Below are 22,790 nucleotides of genomic sequence, written 5' to 3'. Positions count from 1 at the left end.
CAGGCGGGCCGGCAGTTGTTTTAGAAGTCCATGCCGGCGCCGGCGGGCAATGGCGGCGGGGCGTCCTTCTTGGGTTTCTCGGCGATCATGGCCTCCGTCGTGACGAGAAGCCCGGCGATGGAGGACGCATCCTGCAGCGCGGTGCGAACCACCTTGGCCGGATCGATGACGCCCTGCGCATAGAGGTCGCCATATTCGCCTGTCTGAGCGTTCCAGCCGTAGGAGAACTCGCTTTTCTCGCGCAGCTTGCCGACGATGACCGAGCCTTCCGCTCCGGCGTTTTCGGCGATCTGGCGAGCCGGTGCCTCGACCGCGCGGCGAACGATGTCGACGCCGACGCGCTGGTCGCCATTGGCGGTCTTGACGTTGTCGAGCGCCTTGACGGCGCGCAGAAGGGCAACGCCACCGCCGGGCAAGATGCCTTCTTCGACGGCGGCACGGGTTGCATGAAGCGCGTCGTCGACACGGTCCTTCTTTTCCTTCACCTCGACTTCCGTCGAGCCGCCGACACGGATGACGGCAACGCCGCCGGCGAGCTTGGCGAGGCGCTCCTGCAGCTTCTCCCGGTCGTAATCGGAGGTGGTTTCTTCGATCTGGGCCTTGATCTGGGCAATACGGCCTTCAATGTCGGTCTTGGCGCCTGCCCCATCGACGATCGTCGTGTTTTCCTTCTCGATCGACACCTTCTTGGCCCGGCCGAGCATGTCGAGCGTCACGTTCTCGAGCTTGATGCCGAGATCTTCGGAGATGACGGTGCCGGCGGTCAGGATGGCGATGTCTTCGAGCATGGCCTTGCGGCGGTCGCCGAAGCCGGGCGCCTTGACGGCAGCGATCTTCAGGCCGCCGCGCAGCTTGTTGACGACGAGCGTCGCAAGCGCTTCGCCTTCGACGTCTTCAGCGATGATGAGCAGCGGCTTGCTGGACTGGACGACGGCTTCGAGGACCGGCAGCATCGACTGCAGGTTCGACAGCTTCTTCTCGTGGATGAGAATATAGGGGTCTTCGAACTCCACCCGCATCTTGTCGGCATTGGTGACGAAATAGGGGCTGAGATAGCCACGATCGAACTGCATGCCTTCGACGACTTCGAGCTCGGTCTCCGCAGTCTTGGCTTCTTCGACGGTGATGACGCCATCATTGCCGACCTTTTCCATGGCTTCCGCCAAAAAGCGGCCGATTTCGGCATCACCGTTGGCGGAGATTGTGCCGACCTGGGCAATTTCGGAATTGTTGGAGATCTTGCGGGCATTGGCCTTCAGTTCCGCGACGATAGCGCTGACCGCAAGATCGATGCCGCGTTTCAGGTCCATCGGGTTCATGCCTGAGGTAACCGCCTTGGCGCCCTCCTTGACGATCGCCTGGGCCAGCACCGTTGCGGTGGTGGTGCCGTCGCCGGCGACGTCGCTGGTCTTCGAAGCAACTTCACGAACCATCTGGGCGCCCATGTTTTCGAACTTGTCTTCGAGTTCGATTTCCTTGGCGACCGAAACGCCGTCCTTGGTGATGCGCGGCGCGCCGAACGACTTGTCGATCACGACGTTGCGGCCCTTCGGGCCGAGAGTCGCCTTCACGGCGTTGGCCAGGATGTCGACGCCACGCAGCATCTTCTCGCGGGCTTCGGTGCTGAATTTGATTTCTTTAGCAGCCATGTCCTCACTCCTTCATAGGCAGCCAGAGCAATTCCAGGAAAAGTGCAATGCGGTTTCCGTTTGGAATTGCGTCAGAAATGAAAGGTTGGAGCGGTTCTGCGTTTCCATGAAAGGCTGAAGCTCCAGCATTGACGGATGTCCGCAGGATCTCAGGCGGCCTGCTTTTTCTCGCCCCGGGCCTCGAGGATGCCCATGACATCGCTTTCCTTCATGATCAGCAGGTCTTCGCCATTGATCTTGATCTCGGTGCCGGACCATTTGCCGAACAGGATGCGCTCGCCGGGCTTGACGTCGAGCGCCTGGATCTGGCCTGCGTCGTTGCGCGCGCCGGGGCCGACGGCGATGACCTCACCTTCCTGCGGCTTTTCCTTGGCGGTATCAGGGATGATAATGCCGCCCTTGGTCTTTTCCTCTGAATCGACCCGGCGGACGAGAATGCGGTCATGAAGCGGTCGGAACGACATGTCTTCCTCCATCGATGAACAGTGATGACGTTGTCCCCTAGCCGGACCGGATGACCAATCCGGGCGGGTGCAGGTTCGCGCGCGCGCCTTGCGCGAATGATCTGGTTCGACGATTCGGCAATTTCAAGAGGGGACGAAAGAAAAATTGGCACTCTCTGCCGGTGACTGCTAATGCCCGACAGGGAACAGACAATCGGCTCCAGCGTTCGAATAAAAGGCGCATGGCATTGAGGCTTGAATCCGGATTTCGGCATTCCCAGTTCTTTGGTGGCCGAGGCTTGATGAGCTCGGTCACCGTCCCACGTCTTTAGGAGTGAGTGACATGGAAGAGAACACAAAACTAATCAAAGACCTCAGTATCGCGGAACGCGAGGAAATCTTCGTCGATATTGCGCGGACGCTGGAGGATACGGCGCGTGAGGCGCTTGTCGAAGGCAATACGCATTTTGCGGCAATTTCCAACAACATGGCTGAAGCGATCCGCATTAACGCCGACGAACTCGCCCGTGACGACCCCGAAAATGCCGAGCGCGTGCTGCTACAGGCAACGGCGATGATTTCGCAATTCGAGGCCGTGCATCCTTATCGCATGGTGAGTATGGCCGTTCATTGATCGCGCCCCCGGGCGACGCGGCTCGTCACCCGCTCAAATCATTCTCTGCGCGCGCGGAACTCTCCCTGTTTGCAAAGGTTATTGGATCACAACATCGAAAGGTGATCCATGACGACTTCCAAATCCAACGTGCCGCCAGAGAGCGGCACAGACGATGCCCGGTCCGCCGATACTGAACGGGCCGAGACCGATCGCAAAAGGGCATTGGAAACTGCCCGGCGCAACGCGAGTTCGGTATTGAGCCGCGATAGCGGCACCGAAACCCCAAGCCTCAAGCTAGCGAAAGAATATCTCAGTCTCGGCGGCCACCGCCGATCCATGATCGACGACAATATCACCGATGTTCGCCAATGGGATGAGGATACATCGGAGGCCGAACGGTTCTGGAAGGAACGGGTGGAGACGCTTCCAAAGGATCAACGCAAACAGGTGGAGGATTTTCTTCCAACCATCAACACGCCCTGATAGGCGGCCGGGCCGCTCTTCGAACGGCTCATTTAAATGCGCTTGGAGGAGATCATGGCTATAGACAAGCACGAGCAGATACGCCAACGCGCCTACGAAATCTGGGAGGCCGAGGGTCGCCCGGACGGCGCTGACCAGCGCCATTGGCTGCAAGCCTGCGACGAACTGGCCGGCGAGGATGAGAATGAGACGCTGCAGGACCTGCTTGATGAAGACGACAGGGATGATGCGGCACTGCTTCAAGGCGCCGGTGAGAGCGGCGATCTCGATCAGCGACGGGCGAGGCCTGTCCAGACCGACGTGGTTGCCGTCCCTGACATCGAGATGACGACGGGCGAAAGGCCTTCCCGGCGCAAGATCAGGAAGACCGAGGGACCGTGATCGCCATGCAGCATCTCGACCATGCCATTCAGATCGCTCTTACGGCCCATGAAGGTAAGGCGGACAAAACCGGCCGGCCGTTCTTCGAGCATTGCCAGCGCGTAGCACTTCTGGTTTCCGGTGACGAGACGCGAACGGTTGCTTACCTTCATGACGTCGTCGAGAAGGGCAGCGGCTGGACGCTCGACAGGCTGAGGGAAGAAGGCTTTCCGCCGGCGATCATCTCGGCGGTGAATGCTCTGACACGGCGGCCGGACGAGTCGGATGACGATTTCGTCAGACGTGCGGCATCAAACCCGCTGGCCTTGCCCGTCAAACAGGCCGATCTCGAAGATAATCTCCGGCAGGCCGAACAGTCCGGCAAGAAAACGGAAAAATACCAGCGCGGCCTGGATCTCCTGCATGACATCAGCAACAAACAATAGAGCCACGGATGGATTTGCCAATTCGGTGACAACTGCCTGCCCGGTCGGCGGTCGGCGCGATCGCGCGCATAACCCCGCTTCCATGTCATGTCCCGGGAGCGACCGTAACCTGCTCCGCTGCGGCGGAGGCCTTCTGGCCCTATTTCATGCTTTGTTGGTAAACCACACCGTCGGGGCGCCGAGTACGCCTCCCGTGCGCATCGCCGTCTTCAGCTCGTCCAGCTTGCTGAACGACTGAGCCGCTTCCAGCGTGGCAAACTCGTGGGTGACGGTAATGTCATTCGGATTGTCGACGGCACGATAAACAGCTTGCGCTGTCACCCCATTGGCCTTCTGCACTGGCGAAAAGGCATCATATATCTTGCGCCAGGCGGTGTAGTCGGAGACCTCGTGCCTTACGAATAACGTCGTCATATCATCCTCCCGCGTTGCATTTCCGGGTTTGGTCGAGACACATGTTACGATTGAACGAGGAACACCATGGTTTCGGGCAAGACGCCGTCACTCGCCATCGCATCGGCCGCTGCCTTGGTCTGCATGAAGGCCATCAACCTATCCATGTCTGCAACGTCCATGACCAAGCCGACGCGGTTGGACGTCTGAGGGTCTGTAAACGTGCGAATGTTCGTGACGCCAACGGGTTCCAATACCTGCTTGCGTACAGGTGAAGCGAGCCAGTGCTTCGTGTCTTTGACGTCGTGACAGATCATTATGGTGGGCATTGCGTTCTCCTCTCATCGTTTGAAAATGAAATTCGAGTATACCACCAAAATTGACTGAGTTTCAGTTCAATAATATTGCGTCGAAACGTGGTTTAGTGATTGGTTCGTCGAATATATAAATATGATTATTATGAGTAATCCGAAAATATTATAGTTTTTCAGCCGGTTTGACTGTGCGTTGTTGAATGCCTTTGGCCATAATTCCGCAGTCCGTGACTGTTCGTTGGAGCGCTTCCAATGGCCGGTAGCAGTCAGGGTTGGCAGGGCGACATATGCAGGCACGCGATCAGATGATCAGCCGCGGTTACTGCATCTAGGATATGATCGTGATGCCCGCACGGCGCCCATAGTCCCGCAGTTCGAGAAGGAGATCGGCGTCCGCACCGACGTCGATGGATTGAACGACGTCGAGCCGGTCCTCTGCCATGCGATCCTCGAACAGGATAATGCATTGCTCGGGGTCGCACTGGCGGGACGTCCAGATCAACCCGTCAACGTCTGCGCGTGCACGATGAATGGCTTCGGCCCACAGCACGGTCCCGCCATATGACGACTTCGGTGTTTCGATGAGATCCGTTCGGCTGAGTTTCCAGGCCTTCAAATCGGGGGCGAAAAGGCTTGCCAACCGTAGATCACGCTTCGGCGCGACGACGCTCACCGTCCGCGCTTCGACGACGGCAAGCCGGACCGTCTTGAAAGCGGCGGCTGGTTCGATGTCGTGAAAGATCGACTCGAAAGCGGCTGCCTCTCTGCTCGTTGCCGCATAAAGCGTCGCGACACAATTGCCTTGCGCGTCGTTGAACGGCGCAAAGCGCGTCGGCTGTCCCTTGCAGGGATTGAATTGCCCTGCCCGGAATGAGGACAGATGGTTTCGATGAAACGCCGTACCTGCCTTCATCGTCCGGATGTTGATCGTTGGAAAAGGCGACGGCGGGCTTGGCAAAGGAGGGTGGCTCACCCAATGACCTCTTGCCGTTCACGGGCCGCGGCAGCAGCCACCGCGTCGATATCGTCAAGCACATCCATGGGTGCCTTGCCGCCCAGCCAGCCATTCGTCGAAACGAACCAGAATGCGCGCTGCCATGGAGACAGGTTCTCCGGAAGCGTTACAAGCGCCTTCTTGATCGCAGGATGCGGCCGTCCGTCCCGGAATTGAAACGCGGGAAAATATTCGGTGCCGCGATGATGTACCGAGAAAATGTCGCCGGCTTTCTTCCAGCGCGCCGCAGTCGCGTACAGGTTTCTCGCGCTAGAACCGGCGCGGTTTCCAATCTCGGCGCTGGTAAGTTGCGGGACCTCGGCGATGAAGCGGTCCCTGAGTTCCAGATTGTCCGCTGCGAGCGCTCCCCGAGCCTCACCAAGCTCATCGGGCAGAATAACGTCCGCAAGCTTGTTGATCGCGTCTTCCAGCCGGCTCTCCTCCAGCGAGCCGCTGACGCGGACCATCGTCTGGAAGAAGGTCTTAACGGATCTGCGATGTCCTTCCGGGAGATCGGGTTTCAAGCGGATTACCACGGAATCCCCGACCGCAACATTTGCCATCGCCCTGGCGAGCTTCGCGAGTTCGGGGTCCGCCTTCTCAGGAAAGGCAGATCGATCGATGGCGAACTTCGTCAGGGTCTGCAGGAAGGCATCCGCGAACGCATCACGCAGAGCGTTTTCATCTGAGGTCCGTTCTGGAGCAACGCCTTTGCGCTGGCGGCCAGCCAATGGCACGGTTCGTCCCTCGTTGGCGAACGACCTGTCAATCATGAGAAATTCGGAAAAGAGAGCTTCGGTCATTTCGGCCACGTGAGATTGGTGATGACATCACAATATCACTTAAGTCATGCAAAGTCGATTGCAATGGGCGTCTGCAGTCCGAATGCCCGCACACCTCCGTCGTCCCCTGTTCTTCCAACCTCAGGTTACAGCTGAAGGTCGAATGCCGGCACCCGGGTACCTTTCTCGCGGAAGAGCCGCTCTACCTTGTCGAGGCGAGGACAGGCTGGCGGATTATCGAGCGCTTTTGCCCAGTTCTCGCGGTTGGGCAGGGCCATCGCGGCGGTTACGAGCACGGTGGTTCCGGGACCGACGTTACCGCGCAGCTGCGGCAACTGGGTCTTGGCGTGGATGAGGTTGGTGTTCGGGATCGGGCTCATCGCATGGCCGGCCCTCGGATTGGGCGATAGATCCATGATGGCGCTAACGTCGGTTTGTCCGTACCAGACGGCCCGGCCATCGCTTGCATCGGAGCGGTCGGCATTGAAATCCGCGCGTTCGATCGCAAAGCCGCCTTCTATCGTGCTGAGGGTGTGCGGCGTTGCAATGCGGTGGATGCGAATGTGCCACGGGTTTTCGGGAAGCAGCCAGGTTTCGATTGTGACATCGCTCCAGGGGCGCCAGCGCGAATAGAGCCGGTCGTCAGCGATTAACGCCTCTTCGAGGGTTTCCCTCATGCGGAAGTGGACGCCGTCGTCGGAGAGGCCGAGCATGCCGTCGAAGCTTGCAGCGGAGAAATTCCGGTCGTCGGCTTCGATGTTGAAGGCGTAGCGCGTGGAGTAGACGAACTTCGAATATTTCTCGTTTGCGCTGAGCATCTTGTCGTGCTGCTGCCCTGAGGAGAGCACGACCACGTTTCCCGGCGTGTGCACGGCGACCATTCCCGCCGGCCTCAACACAACCGGCTCCGGAAATTCCGGCTGCGGCGCCTCCTCGGCGGTCCAGAACGGATGATCCCCCGCAAGAGCGAGCGGCAGGAAGAATTTCAGCGCCCAATAGGGCGAACCGGGCGAGTTGTAGCTCTCGCTCATGAAGAGATTCGGATAGCCGTAGCCGATGGAGAGAACGCCGTCGCGCTCGGCAATCGGCATTGTCGACCACCAGCGGATATGGCGCATGTAATAGCCTTTGATCTCAGCCCAGGGCAGGGCTTCGACGCCGGCAAAGGCAAGCGCGCCCCAAAAACCTCCCGCCGCAAAGCGGTAGGTCTGGCTGCGGCCGAAGGCAAGGGCTGCTCCATCGGGGCCGAACCAGTGGCGGATATCCCTGGCGAATGTCCGCGCGCGATCCCGGAAGCGCTCCTTGCGCGCCTCGTCACCCTTGGCCAGCACCGCATAGATCAGGCCGTAGAAATGCATGGCGAAGGGAATGTAATGATCAACCCGCCGGACCGGCCCGTCGCGATACCAGCCGTCCCCGAGGTCGAAAGCTTCCAATTCGTCGAGATAGGCGAGGGTTTTCCGGTGATCGAACGCCACGCTCACGCGTTCCAGCCCGAGATCGATGAGCACACGGAAGAATTTCCAGTTGTTGTCGATGAATTCCAGCTCGCGCGCTCTGAGAAGATAGGCGGCGACCGTCTTCTTCTCGCTGTCGTCAAGCGGTTCCCAGATGTGCTCGGGCACGAGCGCCAGGGCGAAGCCGACCGCGGCGAGTTCGACCAGCCGCTGATTGCGGTCGGCAAGATCGCCCCAATATTCGGGATGAGCAGGATTGGTGCCGTTTGCCAGCCCGCGGCGATAGAGATCCCAGTGCGGGAACGCGCCGCCGCCGGCAACGAGCGGCACGATCCCCCAGAGCGGCCGCGCAAATCCCTCCAGATCCGCCGCCGCCCGATCGAAGATCGCGCCGGCCGCACCGAGGCGCACACGGGCGCGGCCTTCGGAAAAATACGGCAGCAACGGCTCGAAGAGATCGGTGACGGCCTTGGCGAGGTCGTCGCGTGTCTTCAGAGGATTACCGAAAAGCGGATTGGCCCGGGCGGGATCATATATCATTGTAAGCTCAATACCTCAAAACGGGATCGGCCGCGGGCAGATGCTGACCCGCGACCGTCGATATTTCTTGGGCCTACTTGATGGCCTTCACGCCTTCGGTCATTTCCTTCAATCCGTCGTCGATTGAGGTGTTGTCGGTCATCATCGCGTCATGCACGCGATTGAGCACGACCTCGATCTTGGCGGCGTTCGGATTGACCGCCATCTCCAGATAGGCCTTCGATGGTATCAGCGCTTCCTTGCTGGCCTCGTCCTGCGGGAAGCCGGGCGTTGCTGCGATCTTTGCGCTGACGTCAGCGGTCTTGAGCGCCGGGAAGGTGCCTGTCGACGCAATGACGGCTGCGCCCTCGGGACCGGTGACGAACTTGATGAAATCGAGAGCTGCAGCCTTGTGCTCGGAATTTGTATTGACCGCCAGGCCCGAGATCTGCGCAGCCGTTGTGCCGGCTGCCACGCCGTCCGGATGCGGGAACTTCACGATGCCCCAGTTCTTGCTCTTCGATTCACCCGATTTCACCTTGGCGATCTGGGTGCCGACGAACCAGGTTCCCATCGGCAGCATGCCGATCGTGCCGTTGAAGAACAGCGCCGAATAATGGGTGTTAGATGTCTTCAGGAAGGCATAGGAGGGGATGGCGCCATCCTTCTGCAGGGTGAGCGCCCGCTCGTACCACGGCTTGAGGAAGGCGTAGTCGCCATCGACGAGCGTGTGTTTTCCGTCGAGGATGCCGGGCAGCTGGACGGTCGAACGCCAGGTATGCAGCAGCGCGCCATAGGTCTTGTTGGTGCCCATGCCGCCTGCAAGCTTGTCGGCGGTCGCGTCGAACTGCGCCCAGGTCATGTCATTGGTGGGGTAGGGGACGCCGGCTTTGTCGAATATGTCCTTGTTGTAATAGACGATCCAGAAGTCGGAGCGGAACGGCAGCGAATAGATCTTGCCGTCGATGGTAAGCTCCGCGATCAGACCGCCATAGGGTGCAGGATCGATCTTCTGCTCGGTCACGAAGCTGCTGAGATCGGCGATATTACCGGCGCGCACCAGATTGGTGTAGCCCGGCACGTCCTTGATGGTGACGATGTCGATGTCTTTCGAGCCGCCTGTCAGCTGCGTCGAGATCATCTGCTGATAGTCCTGCGAGCCGAGGTCCATCGGCTCGAACTTCACGTTGGGGTGTTTGGCCTGATAGGCCTCGATCAACGGCTTGTAGTAGGCGGTCTTGTCCCAGTCCCACAAAGCCCATTTGAGCGTCACGGCGTCCTCAGCAAGCGCTGCGCCGGCCGTCGTCGCGGCCAAGGTGAAACCCGCCAAGGCAAGTTTCATCGTCCTCCCGAATTTATCCAAATACATTCCCGTTCTCCTTCCCTGGATCGTCTGTGGATCAGTTATTTTATGAAGCGTCGGTGCGGCTGCATTGCCTCTGGCAGGTCCAGAACCAACACCGACGCCCGATGGACGCCGAATGCGGCGGCGAACATTCCAAGTGAAAAATTGAAGGTTGCCGGCATGAACACGGAAACCGGATAGAAGAGGATATGCGCCAGCCAGAGACTGGCGACGAAGGCGAGCGCTGCAAGCGCCGGGAGCGGACGGATGACGGATGCGAGGGCGGCGAGGCGCAGGAGCCGCAGCGCCGGCAGATCGCGCATCACCATCAGAACAATGAGATGGCATGCCAGCACGGCGAGGAAGGCAGTGGCGACGAGGGCAATCGCCAGCGGCACGCTCAGCAACAGGTTGTCGCGCGCGCCAGCGGCATAGGTGAGGATCGCATGGATGCCGATTGCAAGCCCGCCCGCCAGTGCCAGGCCCCAGGCTGTGGCGCGCCAGAAATAGCGCAGGAACGCTTCCGTGAAGTCCCTGAGGAGATAGGTGTTGCGATCTTCCACCAAAGCCACCGAGACCCGGGCCATGGCGACGAGGGCTGCCGGCAGCGTCACCACCAGGAGGCTGGCCAGGATGAACAGGATGTTGAGCTTGACCATCTCCCACCACTCGCGGACGAGGATTTCGGCGAACAGGGCAAGGCCGGTCCTCTTCGGCGCATCCTTCGGAATGCCCGGTCCCTCCCTCGTCCACATGTCCCGCAACCACTGCATAGCCATCTCCCGCGAGCGTCTCAGTATAGAATCGAGCGTTCCGTTTCCTTGTCGAACAGCTGCGCATTGCTCATATCGGCGACCAGCGTCGCCTCCTCGCCGATATCGGGCCGGTAGCGCGGCGAGACGCGGGCGATGAGATTGCGCCCGCCCGCGACCATATTCAGGTGCACTTCCGAACCCATGGGCTCGGCAAGCTCCACCACCGCCTTGAGCGGCGCCAGATTCTCGGGCGGAATGTCGGCCGGCGGCAGTTCGTGGAAATTCTCCGGACGGATGCCGAGCACCAGTTCGCGACCCTCATAGAGCGCGATCCGGCCCTTGTCGAAATGGGCGGGCAGCGGCAATTCCGTGCCGTCGAATACCGCGACATAGCCATCGCCTCGGCGCAGGATGGTCGAGGGCAGCATGTTCATCTGCGGTGCGCCGATGAAGCCGGCGACGAACATGTTGACGGGACGGTCGTAGAGGTTCTGCGGCGTGTCGACCTGCTGGATGTGCCCGTCCTTCATGACGACGATACGATCCGCCATGGTCATCGCTTCCACCTGGTCGTGGGTGACGTAGATGAAGGTGGCGTTGAGGCGCTTGTGCAGCTTGGTGATTTCGGAGCGCATCGTGCCGCGCAGCTTGGCATCGAGGTTGGAAAGCGGCTCGTCGAGCAGGAAGACCGCCGGATTGCGTACCATGGCGCGGCCGAGCGCGACGCGCTGGCGTTGGCCGCCCGAAAGCGCCTTCGGCTTGCGGTTCAGGAGATGGCTGATGTCGAGGATCCTGGCGGCGTCCTGCACCTGCTTGTCGATGAAGTCGCGCGAGACCTTCCTCAGTTGCAGGCCGAAAGCCATGTTCTTGTAGACGGTCATATGCGGATAGAGCGCATAGTTCTGGAAAACCATCGCGATATCCCGATCCTTGGAAGGGACGTCGTTCATGACGTCGCCGCCGATCTTGAGCTCTCCTCCCGATATTTCCTCGAGACCGGCGATCATCCTGAGCGTCGTCGATTTGCCGCAGCCCGACGGGCCGACCAGAATGATGAATTCCTTGTCGGCGATCTCGAGGTCGATGTCGTGGACGACGGTGAGCGCACCGTAGCTCTTGTTCAGCTCTTTAAGTGAAATGCTGGCCATCGGGTTCTCCTGAATTCACCAATAGGAAGACCAGCGGCGCGAAAGGCGCGTCAAAGCTTCCATGTAATAATAATCTCCCCAGGAGACGCATTCATCGACACCCTCACCGCGGCAGGTGTTGAACGGCGATTTCTTCGAATAGGTGGCGTGCAGCACCAGCCCGTTCGAGACGGTCGGGTCTTTGACGCCATAATGATCCGCGAGGCTCTTCATCATGCGGCGCGCCAGCGTGCGATAGCGTGCGGCCGGCTCCGGTTCGACGAGATCGGCCATCTCCAGAAGGCCGCAGGCGACGATGGACGCTGACGAGCTGTCGCGCGGCTCGCCATCGCCGTCCGAAAAAACCAGATCCCAATAGGGCACCATGTCGGCCGGCAGGCGGTTGAGATAGAAGGCGAGCAGCCGGTCGAAAGTCCGGCGATATACCTCGATCCGCTCATAGCGATAGGAGAGTGCCATTCCCGAGATGCCCCAGGCCTGGCCGCGCGCCCAAGCACTGTCGTCCCGGTAGCCCTGCTTGGTGGCGCCACGCACCGGCGCGCCAGAGATCGGGTCCATGTAGAAGGTGTGGTAGGTAGAGTCGTCTGCTCGCACCGAATTGGCAAGCGTGGTGCGGGCGTGCGTGAGCGCGATCTCGCGATATTTGGGATCGCCTGTCTCGCGGCTTGCCCAATAGAGGAGCGGCAGGTTCAAGAGGCAGTCGATAATATAGCGGTATTCTTCTGCCTTCCCCTTGTGGCCCCAGGCCTGGATGAATTGGCCGACCGGTTGGAAGCGTTCGATCAGCTGGTCGGCGGCCAGGATGGCGGCCTTGCGGCCATCCTCGTCTCCGACGAGCTTCCAGGCCGCGATGCAGGAGGGCGAATAGAGAAAGCCCATATCGTGATGATCGGTCTCGATCCGGTTCACAATCCGGTGCAGGAAAGACTGGACCTGGATCTGCGCTGCATAGCGGAAGACCGGATCGCCGCTGTGCTCGAAGGCGAGCCACAGCTCGCCGGGCCAGAAGCCCGCGGTCCATTGAGTATTCGCCACGGCGGGATAGAAATTGCCGACGCTCGAATGGTTCTGCGCAGCGTAGGTGAACTCGGGAAGGTTGCGCCGGATCTGGGCGACGGCAAGATCGAGCGCGGCGTTCACCTCTTCGTCGGTGATCGGCTGCGGGGCGACTGGGGAAACGGCGTTCATGAATTTTAACCCTTCAGTCCCGTCGAGGCGATGCCTTCGACGAAGAAGCGCTGGAGAGAGAGGAAGACGACGAGAACCGGAATAAGGGCGACGACGGAAGCCGCCATGATCAGCCCGTATTCGGCCGAATATTGCGAGATGAACATGCGCAGGCCGATCTGGACGGTCTTCAGCTCTGTCTTGGTGAGATAGATCATCGGCCCGAGGAAATCGTTCCAGGTGCTGACGAAGGTGAAGATCGTCAGCGTCGAGAGTGCGGGTTTCGACAGCGGCAGCATGATGCGCGCCCAGATCTGGTATTCGTTCATGCCGTCGATGCGGGCCGCCTCGCAGAGCTCGGTCGGGATCGACATGTAGAACTGCCGCATCAGGAACACGCCGAAGGCGGTGAAGGCCTGCAGGCAGATCAGCGCCAGATGGGTGTTGTTGAGACCAAATTCGCGCATCAGCAGGAATTGCGGCACCATATAGACCTGCCAGGGCATGGCGATGGTGGCGATATAGCCGAGGAACAGCGTGTTTTTGTAGGGAAAATTCAGCTTGGCGAAGGCGTAGGCCGCAAAGCTTGAGGTCAGCAACTGCAGCAGCGTGACGATGATCGTCAGCTTCGAGGTATTGTAGATGAAAAGCGCAAGCGGGATCTTTGTCCAGATGTCGACGTAGTTCTGCCATTGCGGTTGCGACGGTATCCACTCGATCGGGAAGGCGAAGACGTCGCGGCTGAGCTTCAGCGACGCCGAGAGCATCCAGGCGAAGGGCATGGTCATCACGATCGTCACCGTGATGACGATTGCATAGAGGAGGACCGTTTTGATGGTGATTTTGCGCCCGGCGATCCTCATGCCTCGTCCTCCCTCTGGCGGTGGAACTGGAAGACGGTGACGGCGAGCACGAGGAAGAACAGCACCAGCGAAACCATGCTGGAATAGCCGAGATCCCAGGAAATGAAGGCCTCGTTATAGATGTGGTAGACGAGAACGAGCGTCGAGGTGCCGGGGCCGCCCTGGGTGATCATGTAGATCTGGTCGAATACTTTGAAGGACTGGATCGTCAGCATGACGATGACGAAGAAGGTCGTCGGCCCGAGCTGCGGCACGGTGACATGAATGAATTTCTGCCAGGAATTGGCGCCGTCGAGATCGGCGGCCTCGTAGAGCTCCGCATTGATGCCCTGCAGGCCGGCCAGATAGATGACCATGTAATAGCCCATGTTCTTCCAGATGCCGAAGAGGATCACCGTCACCATCGCCCAGTGGCGATCGGCCGCCCATCCCGGCATGTTCTTGGGATCGAGGCCGAGCGTGTAGAGGATCATGTTCACCGGTCCCATCTCGGGATTGAAGATCATGTTCCAGACCACCGCGACAGCCACCAGCGAGGCGACATAAGGGAAGAACATCGCCGTTCGGAAGAAATCGCGCCCCGCGATCTTCTGATTGAGGAGAACGGCGAGGCCGAGCGCGCAGATGAGCGTCGCCGGCACGGAGGCGACCGTATAGGTGACTGTGTTCCAGAACGCCGCGATAAAGGCCTTGTCATCGAAGAGCCGCCAGAAATTATCCAGCCCGGCGAATGTGATCGCATTCGAACCGTCCCAATGCATGAAGGCGAGCACGAAGGCGAACAGGATCGGGCCGAGCGTGAAGACGGCAAAGCCGATGAAATTCGGGGCAATGAAGGAATAGGCGACGAGCGCGCTGCGTATCCTGCGCTGGCGCTTGGACAAGACGGCGGCCTTTCGGCCTGGGATTGCCGGAGCACCATCTGTCGCGATGACCGAATTCGATATGGACACCGATGCCTCCTCTTCCTCCTGCAACGACATAGCACATATCCGGTATTGGTCAAACAAGTTCTGAATAGGTCATACGAATTTCATGGAAAGCGCAAAACACATATGATAGGTGAGCATGCAGACCAAATGCCCATCGATGCTTTTCCGGTACGGGGAGAGACATGTTCAGCGAGATTTCAGGGGAGCTGCCGGATGTGCTGGGCGATTTCACGCCCGGGGCGGTCTGCTCCGATCGCGCCAGCTGGAGCGCTGTGCCGCAAACGGTACGGGAACTGGTCGTTGGTGAGGCCGAAGAGACGCTTGCGCGCGCCTGGCCGCTGATTGCGGCCTCGGACTACCGGGAGTTCACCGCAACGGGCAACCGCTCGCGCTTCGAGGAGCTTTATTTCACGCGGCGGCGGATGCTCAACAATCTGGTGCTCGGCGAACTCATCGAAGGCAGGGCGCGGTTCCTGCCGAAGATCGTCGATGGCATTTTCCTGATTGTGGAGGAGAGCGGCTGGCAGCTTCCGGCGCACAACGCCTATGAACGAAGCGGTGCGCGCCTGCCGCTTCCCGACAATTCGCAGCCGGTCGTCGATCTCTTCGCCGCCGAAACGGCGGCGCTGCTTGCCACCATCGTCGCATTGCTTGGCGACGAGCTCGACGGCATCAGCCCCGAGATTGTGGCACGCATAGAGCGCGAGATCGAAACCCGCATCCTTTCGCCCTATCTCGGCCGGCATTTCTGGTGGATGGGGCGCGGCGAGGAGCGGATGAACAACTGGACGGCATGGATAAGCCAGAATGTCCTGTTGACGGTTTTCTCCCTGAAAACCGACCAGCCCACGCGCCACGCCGTCGTCGAAAAGGCACTCGGCAGCCTCGACGCCTTCCTGAAGGATTATGCCGAGGACGGGGCCTGCGAAGAGGGCGTGCTTTACTACCGCCACGCCGCACTCTGCCTGCATGGTGCGTTGACCATCATGGATGCCGCGGCACCCGGCCTATTCGCCGGGGTCTGGCAGCAACCGAAGATCCGCAACATGGCCGAATATATTGCCCATATGCATGTGGCCGGCCGCTACTATTTCAACTTCGCGGATTCCTCCGCTGTGGTCGAACCCTGCAGCGCGCGGGAATACCTGTTCGGACGGGCGGTCGGCTCCGAGATGCTGGCTGAGTTCGCTGCATCCGACAGAGCCGCTTCCGACAATCCGCACCTGCCCGGGGAATGGAACCTTTGGTATCGCGTGCAGGAACTGCTGGCCGGCCCGACGCTTCCCGCTGCCGCCGAGCCGCATCCTGCATCCCGGCGCGATATCTTCTATCCCGGCATCGGCCTGTTCATTGCCAGCGACGGGCAGTTTTCGCTTGCCGTCAAGGGCGGCAACAACGGCGAGGGCCACAATCACAACGATGTCGGGAGCGTGACGCTCTACAAGAACGGACATCCGTTCCTGATCGATGTCGGCGTCGAGACCTATACCGCAAAAACCTTTTCGGCGCGGCGCTACGAGATATGGACGATGCAGTCGGCGTTCCACAACCTGCCGACATTCGCAGGTGTCATGCAGTCCGCTGGCGAAACCTTTGGCGCGCGCGATGTCGAGGTCGGGTTCGACGAAGGGAGCGCGCGCATATCGCTCGATATTTCAGGCGCCTATCCCCCCGAAGCGCAGCTGCACGGCTATCGGCGCGTCGTTTCGCTGCTGCGCGGCCGCCATGTCGAGATCGTCGACAGCTATGACGGAGGCGAGCCGGCGGTTCTGTCGCTGATGACGTGCCTGGCGCCGACCGTCGCCCCGGTCAGGATCGATCTCGCCGATCTCGGCAGCATTTTCGTCGATGGCGGCGGCGAGATCGAACTCGACGAAATCGGCGTGGAGGACGCGCGGCTGAGATCGGCCTGGCCCGGGAAAATCTACCGGCTGCGCGTGCCGTTTGCCGGCCGGCTTCTGAGATTGCGGATCGTATGAGGAAGGCGAGCATGGAATTGATGCTGAAGATCGTGGATGCCGATGGGGCAGTGCTGGCGAGTTCCACAGGCCGGGCCGAGACGTTCCTGGTCTATCGCCAGAGTTATCGCGAAGGCGATCGCGTGGTCGTGGAGATCTCCGAGCCCGGACATGTCTTCCTCGCCCTCGATGGCGCGATCCAACCCTGCCTGGTCTATATGAAGGAATGTGCCTATTCGCTCGCCGTGCCCTTCGGCGACAAACGCAAGCCCTATTCGCCGAATGCCTTCAGGGGCGATATCCATCGGCTTTCAGCGCGTAGCACGCGCCCTGACGAGATTGTCCATCGGCGCAATCTCGCCCTGAATCCCTGGGACGATCACGCCAATCGGGTTCTGTTTCCGCATGCGCGCGCCAATGTCGAGACCCGGGGCGAAGCGGTGTTTGCCGCGCGCAACGCGATCGACGGCGAAAAGGCCAACGATGATCACGGCTTCTGGCCCTATACGAGCTGGGGCATCAATCGCGATCCGCAAGCGGCGTTGACGGTGGAATTCGGCAGGCCGGTCAGGATCGACGAGATCGCTTTCTATCTCCGGGCCGACTTCCCGCATGATTCCTGGTGGGAAAAGGTCAGCGTCACCTTCTCGAATGGCAAGACCACCTGTTTTCCGCTGGTGAAATCGGGCGCCGCCCAGGCCTTTCCAATAGAGCCCTGCATCGTCGAATGGGTGGAACTGCACGGTCTGATCAAGGCCGAGGACGCCTCGCCCTATCCGGCGCTGACCCAGATCGAAATCTGGGGAACCGAGGCGCAGGAGACCGAAACGTCGCGGTTGCGGTCGAAGGCCATACCGGAAGCGCCGACGGGGGCGCTCGTTGACGACGCCTAGGGCGATCGCAGGTGATAGCATCTCTTTCTGCTTCGGTCGGGAACAGAGGCCAAGCATCAGCTGTGGAAACCGTGTCGCGCTTCCGCCAGGCCGCCTGCACATGCTAAGGAGGTCGGATGCGACTGCTTGTGGTGGAGGACAACAAGGATTTGGCGGCCTGGCTGGGTAAAGCCCTGCGACAGGCGCAATACGCTATCGACATTGCCCATGACGGCGAGGACGCGGAGCATATGCTCAAGGTGGCGGAGTATTCGGCGATGATCCTCGACTTGGCGTTGCCCAAGCTTGACGGATTGACGCTTTTGAAGCGATTGCGGCAGTCCGGAAACAAGCTGCCGGTTATTATCTTGACCGCCAATGCGAGCCTGGACGGCCGTGTAGCAGGGCTTGATAGCGGCGCCGACGACTATCTCGCCAAACCCTTCGAAATAGCCGAGCTCGAAGCAAGGATTCGTGCAGTGGTCCGCCGCGGACAAGACCGGGCATCGTCCGAGATTACCGTCGGCAACCTGCGCTTCTCCGGCGGGACGCGGCAGTTTTTCGTCGCAGGCGAGCCGTTGCAATTGACGCCGCGCGAATATGCCGTTCTTGAACAGCTTGTGATGAAGCTCGGCAACACCATCTCGAAAGCCGCCCTTTCTGAAAGCGTGTTCGGTTTCGACGACGAGGCGGATCCGAGTGCCATCGAAATCTACGTCCACAGGCTGCGAAAGAAACTCGAGAGCAGTTCGGTTCAAATTGCCACGTTGCGCGGACTTGGTTATCTCCTCAGACATGTCCAGTAGCCTCGTCACAAAGGTGGGTGCGACGATCGCGCGGCTCAGCCAGAGCCTGAGGGCGCAACTGCTCTGCTGGGTGCTGCTGACGCTGTGCGGGGCGATCGGCTTCAATCTTTACGACAGCTTCTGGACGGCGGATGCCACAGCAAAGCTGGTGACGGATCGAACACTTCTGGCCTCGACGCGCGTCATTGCCGAAGCCGTCCGCGTCGACGAGGGCGGCAATGTTCAGGTGGATGTGCCGCCTTCCGCGCTGGAGATGTTTGATACGGGCTTCGGCGACCGGGTATCCTATCAGGTCATCACCGCATGGGGCAGTTTGCTCAGCGGCTTTCCCGACTTGCCGTTGCCGGCCGTCCAGCGCACCGGTGAGGATCGCACGTTCCATGGTGCCGATGTGCGCGTCCTGATGCTCGACCATCCTGTCGTCGGCCTTCCCGATGACGGCACGATCTCCGTCACCGTCGCCGTTACGCATAACAGCCAGTATGCGATGCGAAGGCAATTGTGGCTCTCAGACTTTTCGAAGCAGTTCGTGCTTGTCTTCGTCGCAAGCCTGGTGACCATCCTCGGCCTTCAGCGGGGCCTGGCACCTGCGCTGAGACTGCGGGATGCCCTGCGCCAGCGCGGGCGCAACCGTCTCGATCCGCTGCCGCCGGAGATGGTGCAGAGCGAGCTGCAGCCGCTCGTTCACGCCCTGAACGACTACATGGAGCGCGTCCAGAACCAGATGGCCGCACAGCGACGGTTCGTATCGAATGCTGCGCATCAACTGCGAACCCCCCTGGCGCTGATTTCGACGCAGGCGAGCGTGGCGGCCCGCGAAGCCGATGCGGCTCGCCGCGACGAGGCGCTTTTCGCCCTTCGCACCAGCACGAAGCAGATTTCGCGTCTCGCCAGCCAGCTGCTTACCTTGTCGCGGGCCGAGCCCGGAAGCCGGCGCCCGCGCAGCGATGCGACCGACCTTAGCAAGGCTGCCCGCGAGATCCTGGAAGCACATGCCGAAGAGGCGCTGAGGCGCAACATCGACGTCGGCCTGGAAGCCGTCCGCCCGGTCATTGTCGACGGCGACGCGACGATGTTGCGCGAGATGCTGGTCAACCTCATAGACAATGCGATCCGCTACACCCGCCCGAATGGACGGGTGACCGTCGCAGTCGGGCAGGCGGATGGCAACGCCGTGGTGACCGTCGAGGATAACGGGCCGGGTATTCCGAGCGGCGAGCGCGAGCAGGTTTTCGAGCGATTCTACCGGATCATGGGGACCGAAGCCGAGGGGAGCGGTCTGGGGCTTGCGATCGTTCGGGAGGTTGTCGAAGGCGCTGGAGGTTCAGTCTCACTCGAAGATGCGGAAGGCGGTGGGCTCGTCGTGACGGTCCGGCTTCCGCTCGCTTAGACCCAAGTGCATCAAATGAAGGAAGGCCGGACATGGGCGCCCGGCCTGCTTTGGGAAGAGGTTGATTTGATCACTGGGTATCGAGGTGCTGCTGCGGACGCCATTTCGCCAGGCGGTTCTCGATCAATGTCATGATGTATTCGGCAAAAAGCGTGACGACCATGACGAGGAGGATTGCCGCGAACATGCCGGCGGCATCGAACGTACCCTTGGCGATCGAGATGAGCTGGCCGATCCCGAAGCGGGCGCCGACGAATTCGCCGACGATTGCGCCGATGATCGCGAAACCGAAGGACACGTGCAGACTGGCGAAGATCCAGCTCATCGCCGACGGGATGACCACCGTGCGGGTGACCTGCCAGTCCGAGGCGCCGAGAATGCGGGCATTGGCGATCATATTGCGGTCGGCCTCGCGCACGCCCTGGAAGGCGTTTGCAAAGACGACGAAGAACACCATGATGAAGGCGAGAGCAACCTTGGAGGGCAGGCCGAGACCCATGATCATGATGAAGATGGGGGCAAGAACGACGCGCGGTATCGAGTTGATCGCCTTGATATAGACGGAGAAGATGTCCGACAGGAAGCGGTTGCGGCCAAGACCGATGCCGACGAAGACGCCGGTGATCGAACCCGCGAAGAAGCCGATCAAGGCCTCCTCCATCGTCACCCATAGATTATACCAGAGCGAACCTTCCGTGGTGCCTTCGGTTGCCCATTCGTAGAGGCGCTGAACGACGCCGCTCGGGCTCGAATAGAAGAACGGATCGATCCATTGCATGTTGGAAGACAGCTCCCACATGCCGATCACGAAGACCAGGATAGCGATCTGCCAAAAGCGCACCAGCGTCTTGCGCCGGCGCATTGCCTTCAGCGCCGATGCCTCGATTTCCGTGTCCGACGTGCCCGGCCGAAACATGGTGGCCGAACCGGCCTCAAGTGTAATGTGTGCCATGATATCCTCCCTCAGGCCGCTTCGCTTGCGCGGCGGTAGCTGGTCTCGACTTCCTCGCGGAGGTCCTCCCAGATCGTCTTGCAATAGTCGATGAAGTTCTGCTCGTAGCGGATCTCCGACACGACGCGCGGACGGGGGAGATCGATCGTGTAGACCGACTTTACCGTCGCGGGGCCGGCGGTCAGCACATAGACCTTGTCGGCAAGGGCGACAGCCTCTTCGAGGTCGTGGGTCACGAACACCACCGAGGCCTTGCGCTCCGCCCACAGCTTCAAGAGTTCTTCATGCATGACCGTGCGGGTCTGCACGTCGAGGGCCGAAAACGGCTCGTCCATCAGCAGGATTTCCGGCTCATTGATGAAGGTCTGTGCCAGTGAGACGCGCTTGCGCATGCCGCCGGAAAGCTGGTGGGGATAGTGATGGACAAACTTCGAAAGGCCGACACGGGCCAACCAGTCGCGTGCGCTCTTTTCCGCTTCAGTGCGCGACTTGCCCCGAAACAGCGGACCGGCCATGACGTTGTCGATGACGTTCTTCCAGGGAAAGAGCGCGTCGGTCTGGAACGCGAAGCCGACACGCGGGTCAATGCCGGTGATCGGACCGCCCATCAACCGCACTTCACCGGCGCTCGGGCGTGCGAGACCCGTCACGAGGTTGAGCGTCGTCGATTTGCCGCATCCGGTGGGGCCGACGACGGCGACGAACTCTCCGCGGGCGACTGTCATGTTGAAATCGCGCAAGGCCGTAAGGGACTTGCCGGTGGGTGAGACGAAGCGGCGGCTGACGTTGATCAGCTCGATCGCCGGGATCTGGTTCTTGTCATTTTGCATGATGATACCTGAGGCGTGCTTTGGGCGCGTGCACGCAATGCCCATGGATCGATCGGGATGCGACGCCTTACTTGACGTTCTTGACGAATTCCGTCGTGTAGGTCTTGGAAAGGTCGATCTGCTTGCCCTTGACGTTCTTGGAGAACTCCGAGAGCACGGCAAGCACGGTCTTCGGACCGTCTTCCGGCATGACGCCATCCGGTGTGAACATGCCCTTGCCGTCGTCGAGAGCCTTGATGTAGCCGTCCTTGTCGCCGACGTAGAAGTCCTTCGGCATCTTGTCCGCGATCTCGGCGGACGAATGCGTGTTGATGTAGCGCAACGTCTTGACGAAGGCGTTGGCGAGCTTCTGTGCCTCTTCCTTGTGCGCGTCGACCCAGGAGGCTTCCATGTAGAGCGAGGCGGCCGGATAGGTGCCGCCGAGCGCCTGACGGGTCGACTCGACCGTGCGCATGTCGACGAGCACGCTCGCCTCGCCGGTCTTGATCATGCGCGAGATCGTCGGCTCGGTCGTCATGCCGGCCTGGATCTGATCCTGTTGCATGGCAGCGATGAAGGTGCCGCCGGCGCCGACCGGAACCGTCACGACGTCGCCGGGCTTCAGCCCGGCCTTCGAGGCCATGAAGAGGGTCAGGAAGTTGGTGGACGAGCCGAGACCGGTGACGCCGAGGGTCTTACCTTTGAAGTCGGCCGGCGATTTGATGTCAGGATACTTGCTCGAAACCATCTCGACTTCGCCCGGCGCCTGGCTGAACTGGACGATGGATTCGACGAATTTGCCTTTGGCCTGCAGGTCCACACAGTGGTCGTAGAAGCCGACCACGCCCTGGACGGCGCCGGCCAGAAGCTGATTTTCGGCATCGACGCCGGCAGCTTCGTTCAGCAGCTCGACGTCGAGACCCTCGTCTTTGAAGTATCCGAGCGATTCGGCAAGCTTGGCGGGCAGATAGATCTGCTTCTCATAACCGCCGACCATGATGGTGATCTTATCGGCCGCATGTGCGGCGCTGGTCGCGAAAGGTGCTGCGGCGAGAAGCGTCGAAAAAGCGACGGTGTGAAAAAGGCTGCGTGAAGAACGCATGGAAATCTCCTCCGGTGGTTTGCTAGCATCGTCGCCTCGCCACCTTGACCCGTGTCTCCTCCACGATGCTGCCCCTTCCTATGACGTCGAAGCTTTCAACTAGCTTTCAGTCGCGGATGGGTCAGCAGCCCGTCGAATTCCATCGATGCATCCCCCATCGCTGGAGCGACTGGACGCAACGGGCGCGCAGTCATTTCTTAAGCCAGATGCGCCGTGCCTTCCACAGATGTCTGTC

24 protein-coding genes are annotated in these 22,790 nt (G+C 60.5%); 8 read left to right on the top strand and 16 right to left on the bottom strand.

Annotated elements, in window-relative coordinates; translation table 11 throughout:
• Nucleotides 1–20 precede the first annotated feature (20 nt).
• On the bottom strand, nt 21–1,649 hold the full coding sequence (gene groL / locus G9X64_RS03030; protein WP_168315961.1) for a chaperonin GroEL: 1,629 nt from the start codon (nt 1,647–1,649) through the stop codon (nt 21–23).
• A gap of 149 nt (nt 1,650–1,798) precedes the next feature.
• Nucleotides 1,799–2,113, bottom strand: a complete 315-nt coding sequence (locus G9X64_RS03025; RefSeq protein WP_168308349.1) for a co-chaperone GroES — start codon at nt 2,111–2,113, stop codon at nt 1,799–1,801.
• Nucleotides 2,114–2,435: 322 nt separating this feature from the next.
• Between G9X64_RS03025 and G9X64_RS03020 the strand changes: the two genes are divergently transcribed.
• The 4 genes from G9X64_RS03020 (at nt 2,436) to G9X64_RS03005 (ending at nt 3,997) form a co-directional block, all read left to right on the top strand.
• Complete coding sequence (locus G9X64_RS03020) at nt 2,436–2,726, top strand: hypothetical protein (protein ID WP_168308348.1); 291 nt, start codon at nt 2,436–2,438, stop codon at nt 2,724–2,726.
• A 108-nt stretch (nt 2,727–2,834) separates the two neighbouring features.
• Entirely contained in the window at nt 2,835–3,191 is a 357-nt protein-coding gene (locus G9X64_RS03015) for a hypothetical protein (RefSeq protein ID WP_168315962.1), read from the top strand.
• A 54-nt stretch (nt 3,192–3,245) separates the two neighbouring features.
• Nucleotides 3,246–3,572: a DUF2934 domain-containing protein gene (locus G9X64_RS03010; protein WP_168315963.1), complete on the top strand. Its 327-nt coding sequence runs from the start codon at nt 3,246–3,248 to the stop codon at nt 3,570–3,572.
• Between the two features lie 5 nt (nt 3,573–3,577).
• On the top strand, nt 3,578–3,997 hold the full coding sequence (locus G9X64_RS03005) for an HD domain-containing protein (RefSeq protein WP_168316082.1): 420 nt from the start codon (nt 3,578–3,580) through the stop codon (nt 3,995–3,997).
• Nucleotides 3,998–4,141: 144 nt separating this feature from the next.
• Here the strand turns inward: G9X64_RS03005 and G9X64_RS03000 are convergent, their stop codons facing one another.
• The 11 genes from G9X64_RS03000 to G9X64_RS02950 all read right to left on the bottom strand — a co-directional run bounded on the left by G9X64_RS03000 (nt 4,142) and on the right by G9X64_RS02950 (nt 14,717).
• Entirely contained in the window at nt 4,142–4,411 is a 270-nt protein-coding gene (locus G9X64_RS03000) for a cyclase (protein WP_168308345.1), read from the bottom strand.
• 44 nt (nt 4,412–4,455) lie between these two features.
• The gene (locus G9X64_RS02995; RefSeq protein ID WP_168315964.1) at nt 4,456–4,719 is read right to left on the bottom strand and encodes a hypothetical protein; all 264 of its coding nucleotides are present in this window, start codon (nt 4,717–4,719) and stop codon (nt 4,456–4,458) included.
• A gap of 313 nt (nt 4,720–5,032) precedes the next feature.
• Nucleotides 5,033–5,677, bottom strand: coding sequence for an RES family NAD+ phosphorylase (locus tag G9X64_RS02990; protein WP_168315965.1), 645 nt, complete (start codon nt 5,675–5,677; stop codon nt 5,033–5,035).
• Nucleotides 5,674–6,501, bottom strand: a complete 828-nt coding sequence (locus G9X64_RS02985; protein WP_168308342.1) for a hypothetical protein — start codon at nt 6,499–6,501, stop codon at nt 5,674–5,676. Before G9X64_RS02985 ends, G9X64_RS02990 begins: the two co-directional genes overlap by 4 nt.
• Before the next feature lie 125 nt (nt 6,502–6,626).
• Entirely contained in the window at nt 6,627–8,477 is a 1,851-nt protein-coding gene (locus tag G9X64_RS02980) for a DUF2264 domain-containing protein (protein WP_168315966.1), read from the bottom strand.
• Between the two features lie 73 nt (nt 8,478–8,550).
• The gene (locus G9X64_RS02975) at nt 8,551–9,825 is read right to left on the bottom strand and encodes an ABC transporter substrate-binding protein (protein ID WP_171375896.1); all 1,275 of its coding nucleotides are present in this window, start codon (nt 9,823–9,825) and stop codon (nt 8,551–8,553) included.
• A 35-nt stretch (nt 9,826–9,860) separates the two neighbouring features.
• A complete protein-coding gene (locus G9X64_RS02970) occupies nt 9,861–10,574 on the bottom strand; it encodes a DUF624 domain-containing protein (protein ID WP_168308339.1) in 714 nt (237 codons plus the stop codon).
• 20 nt (nt 10,575–10,594) lie between these two features.
• Nucleotides 10,595–11,704 carry an ABC transporter ATP-binding protein gene (locus G9X64_RS02965; protein ID WP_168315968.1) on the bottom strand — a complete coding sequence of 370 codons (1,110 nt, stop codon included), beginning with the start codon at nt 11,702–11,704 and terminating at the stop codon, nt 10,595–10,597.
• A gap of 15 nt (nt 11,705–11,719) precedes the next feature.
• Complete coding sequence (locus G9X64_RS02960; RefSeq protein ID WP_168315969.1) at nt 11,720–12,892, bottom strand: glycoside hydrolase family 88 protein; 1,173 nt, start codon at nt 12,890–12,892, stop codon at nt 11,720–11,722.
• A gap of 5 nt (nt 12,893–12,897) precedes the next feature.
• Nucleotides 12,898–13,734 (bottom strand): carbohydrate ABC transporter permease, encoded by an 837-nt coding sequence (locus G9X64_RS02955; RefSeq protein ID WP_168308336.1) that lies wholly within the window; start codon nt 13,732–13,734, stop codon nt 12,898–12,900.
• Nucleotides 13,731–14,717: a carbohydrate ABC transporter permease gene (locus tag G9X64_RS02950; RefSeq protein WP_168308335.1), complete on the bottom strand. Its 987-nt coding sequence runs from the start codon at nt 14,715–14,717 to the stop codon at nt 13,731–13,733. Before G9X64_RS02950 ends, G9X64_RS02955 begins: the two co-directional genes overlap by 4 nt.
• 131 nt (nt 14,718–14,848) lie before the next feature.
• Here G9X64_RS02950 and G9X64_RS02945 point away from each other — a divergent pair, with 131 nt between their 5' ends.
• The 4 genes from G9X64_RS02945 to G9X64_RS02930 all read left to right on the top strand — a co-directional run bounded on the left by G9X64_RS02945 (nt 14,849) and on the right by G9X64_RS02930 (nt 19,692).
• The gene (locus tag G9X64_RS02945) at nt 14,849–16,645 is read left to right on the top strand and encodes a heparinase II/III domain-containing protein (RefSeq protein ID WP_171375895.1); all 1,797 of its coding nucleotides are present in this window, start codon (nt 14,849–14,851) and stop codon (nt 16,643–16,645) included.
• An 11-nt stretch (nt 16,646–16,656) separates the two neighbouring features.
• Complete coding sequence (locus G9X64_RS02940) at nt 16,657–17,517, top strand: carbohydrate-binding protein (protein ID WP_168315971.1); 861 nt, start codon at nt 16,657–16,659, stop codon at nt 17,515–17,517.
• A gap of 116 nt (nt 17,518–17,633) precedes the next feature.
• Entirely contained in the window at nt 17,634–18,302 is a 669-nt protein-coding gene (locus G9X64_RS02935) for a response regulator (RefSeq protein WP_168308332.1), read from the top strand.
• Nucleotides 18,292–19,692 carry a sensor histidine kinase gene (locus G9X64_RS02930; RefSeq protein ID WP_171375894.1) on the top strand — a complete coding sequence of 467 codons (1,401 nt, stop codon included), beginning with the start codon at nt 18,292–18,294 and terminating at the stop codon, nt 19,690–19,692. The genes G9X64_RS02935 and G9X64_RS02930 overlap by 11 nt, the downstream gene beginning before the upstream one ends.
• A gap of 70 nt (nt 19,693–19,762) precedes the next feature.
• On the opposite strand, the gene G9X64_RS02925 is transcribed toward G9X64_RS02930, so the two are convergent.
• From G9X64_RS02925 to G9X64_RS02915, 3 genes are all read right to left on the bottom strand, one after another.
• Nucleotides 19,763–20,644 carry an ABC transporter permease gene (locus tag G9X64_RS02925; protein ID WP_062942872.1) on the bottom strand — a complete coding sequence of 294 codons (882 nt, stop codon included), beginning with the start codon at nt 20,642–20,644 and terminating at the stop codon, nt 19,763–19,765.
• A gap of 11 nt (nt 20,645–20,655) precedes the next feature.
• Nucleotides 20,656–21,474 carry an ABC transporter ATP-binding protein gene (locus G9X64_RS02920; RefSeq protein WP_168308330.1) on the bottom strand — a complete coding sequence of 273 codons (819 nt, stop codon included), beginning with the start codon at nt 21,472–21,474 and terminating at the stop codon, nt 20,656–20,658.
• Nucleotides 21,475–21,541: 67 nt separating this feature from the next.
• On the bottom strand, nt 21,542–22,555 hold the full coding sequence (locus G9X64_RS02915) for an ABC transporter substrate-binding protein (RefSeq protein WP_168315972.1): 1,014 nt from the start codon (nt 22,553–22,555) through the stop codon (nt 21,542–21,544).
• Between the last annotated feature and the right edge of the window lie 235 nt (nt 22,556–22,790).

Source organism: Rhizobium sophorae, assembly GCF_013087515.1.
Taxonomy (GTDB): Bacteria; Pseudomonadota; Alphaproteobacteria; order Rhizobiales; family Rhizobiaceae; genus Rhizobium; species Rhizobium sophorae.
This window is presented reverse-complemented; position numbering and strand designations above follow the sequence as displayed.